This window comes from uncultured Bifidobacterium sp. (assembly GCF_949292005.1).
Lineage (GTDB): Bacteria > Actinomycetota > Actinomycetes > Actinomycetales > Bifidobacteriaceae > Bifidobacterium.
Genome location: NZ_CASEXV010000016.1, coordinates 1 through 2,569 on the forward strand (window position 1 = coordinate 1; position 2,569 = coordinate 2,569).

Genomic DNA, 2,569 nt, shown 5'->3' on the forward strand with positions numbered 1-2,569 from the left:
ACCACCACCGATACCCTAGCCGTTCTGTTCACGCCATCCTCCGAAGCATCGCCATACCGATCAGTCCGTATCGAACACCCATAGCGGATCATCCGTCATGTGATGCGAGCGTCGTCGTTCATGCTGGACACCGTCGCCACGTTGGATGAACGTCGGCGCAAAGTCTCCTGAACGATTGTCGGTCCCGGCTCAAGCTGCGGTTTGCTTAGCGATGGGCAACATGTCACCGACAAGCAATGACGTCCGCACGCGAATACAGGCATCGTGGGTGCGAGCATCATCCATCAACGCCGCCAAGAGAAACGTCACTTCGGCGAGATCAAGTCCAGCGGGTTCGGCACGTCGCTCCAGACCAATGAAGACGATTGGTCGGAGCCCTCGTGCCGGCGTGGTACTGGTCGTTATCGGTGAAGCACGAGCGGTAGATGCGCAACATGATGAGAGCATCGGCGAGCAGCGTCAGGCCCGCTATGGCCGCGAGGACGACGAACTGGTATTTCGCCGCCTGAAGGGGATCTCCACCGGCAATGACCTGACCGGCCATCATGCCGGGAATCGTGACGATTCCCGCTGACGACAGAGAGGCTATGGTCGGCAGCAATCCGAGGCGCATCGAGGAGACGATGGACGGACGCGCGCATTCCCATGGTGTGGCACCCAGAGCCAGCATGGTGCCGATATGCTCGCGGCGCTCATCCATGCTTTCGTAGAACCGTGTCATCGCCACGGCTATGGCCGACACGCAGTTGCCGAGCATCATGCCGGTCAACGGCAGCAGAAGCTGGGGTGAATACCAAGGATCGGGCCGGACTATCAGTTCCGCCACGACGGCGACCATGACCACCATGGTCACCGTCAGGGTGAGGAATACGGGAAACGCCAATCCGCAGGGAATCCCCTGCGCCCGTGACAGGGTGATCTGCACGGCAGCCACAAGCATGATGAGAACCAGACCGAGCACCAGCCACGGGTTGTCCGCACGGATGATGAAACGGATGATCAGTCCCATCGCGCACAGCTGGAGAAGAGCGCGCAAGGACGAGAGGACGAGGGACCGACCGACACCGAGGTGCAGGGCCGCCGACACCAGCGATGCCGCGACGGCCATGCCGAGGGCGATCATCAGACCAACCAGATCGATGTCATAGCCTCCTGCAGTCATCTCAGAACGCCGTCCTTTAACGTCAGAATCCTGCATGCCAGTCCGTCCGACGACCGGTGTCGGACGCGCAGAACGGCAACGCCATGGTTCGCCGCTGCACGAATCGCCTCACCGACTTTGGCGGCATTCGCATCGTCAAGGCCCGCGTCCACCTCGTCACACAGCAGGACGCGGGGACGGGTCAGGAGCGTGCGGCACAGGCAGACGCGGGCCGCCTGTCCACCGGACAGATCACGGGATGGTCTGTCGAGTTCGATGTCCGAGCATCCCACACCGTCGAGTGCTCTTCTCATCATTGTGTTGGAGGGACCGTCAGGAACGCTACGACCGAAACGCAACCGTCGCCTCATTCTCACGATCCAGCCAGCTTCGTTTCCGATATGACGCACCGAATAGGACCATGGGTCCCGGATGGCGTCCGCAACCGTCGTACCAAGAAGAATGGGCTGTTGGGGAAGGTAGGACACCAGTGCCCGCCACCGCTCCGGGGAAAACGTCGACGCATCCCGTCCCATCAGAGTCATTCTGCCTTTGGCACACGGATTCAACCGAGCCAACGCCATCAGCAGACTGCTCTTGCCAGCTCCGGAAGGACCCGTCAGGTCTGTGACGCTGCCTTCCGGCAGACCCAGCCGAAGACCCTGGAACACCGGCGTCGCATTTCCTCGGGAGGGCATGACGCAAGTCATGTCGTCCGCGCTCAACAGATATTCCATGTGCGCCAGCTTATGCCGTATCAGCTAGCGTGCGCCCCTGCGTTTCCCCGTGGAGCATCCCACCGTTTCCCATAGTCATCTGACGTATCCGCAACGAACTAAGCTGACAGACGTCAATCATCGAGCTGTTCCACGCTTGGCTTTTCGCCGCCGGCATGGACGCATCGGTTGACGCTTACGATGTGAGCACTGAAGAACGCGCCTTGATGTCACAAGACATGCAGATAGAAGCAATCAGGAAGTATCAGGAACACATCGGCAACGATCTTCTCACTGCGATCTATTCCATGTCCGAATGCGAATGCACCGGACGCTCACGCCTCCAGTGATTCCCATCAAGCGCGGATGACGGGACGGGTAGTGCCCGGTTTCTTGCGCACTGTGTTTCTCGCCTGCCTGTGCGCGTTTTAGTTCGATGTGTTCATGGTGTCGCCGAGCCGGTACATGTCCAGGTAGCGGCGGGTGGACCATTGCCTGCTGGTGACGTATCCGGTTCCGGCGGTGACGGGCATGAGCGCGCTCTGACCGTCGGGGAAGCTGCCGGCGACGCGTGTGTGGCGGCGAATCTCGCGATTCAATCGTTCGATCATGTTGTTCGTACGGATCCTGCGACAATGCTCGCGAGAGTGGCCGCCCAACAGGTAGGTGGTGGTCTCGCCAATGCCCCTCCCTAAGGCATTTGGCGGCCTCG

The 2,569-nt window shown here is 60.4% G+C and carries 3 protein-coding genes; all 3 read right to left on the reverse strand.

Annotation, left to right across the window (positions count from 1 at the left end; all coding sequences use genetic code 11):
* Positions 1–319: 319 nt before the first annotated feature.
* Positions 320–1,162: an ABC transporter permease gene (locus Q1X90_RS00745; RefSeq protein WP_300765750.1), complete on the reverse strand. Its 843-nt coding sequence runs from the start codon at positions 1,160–1,162 to the stop codon at positions 320–322.
* A complete protein-coding gene (locus tag Q1X90_RS00750) occupies positions 1,159–1,839 on the reverse strand; it encodes an ATP-binding cassette domain-containing protein (protein ID WP_300765751.1) in 681 nt (226 codons plus the stop codon). The genes Q1X90_RS00745 and Q1X90_RS00750 overlap by 4 nt, the downstream gene beginning before the upstream one ends.
* A 446-nt stretch (positions 1,840–2,285) precedes the next feature.
* Positions 2,286–2,569: transposase (locus tag Q1X90_RS00755; RefSeq protein WP_300765752.1), on the reverse strand; the 284-nt coding region annotated here is incomplete at its 5' end.

Coding starts and splice junctions, on each gene's coding strand:
- Q1X90_RS00745 (WP_300765750.1), bottom strand. CDS start 1,162: ATGACTGCAGGAGGCTATGACATCGATCTGGTTGGTCTGATGATCGCC.
- Q1X90_RS00750 (WP_300765751.1), bottom strand. CDS start 1,839: ATGCCCTCCCGAGGAAATGCGACGCCGGTGTTCCAGGGTCTTCGGCTG.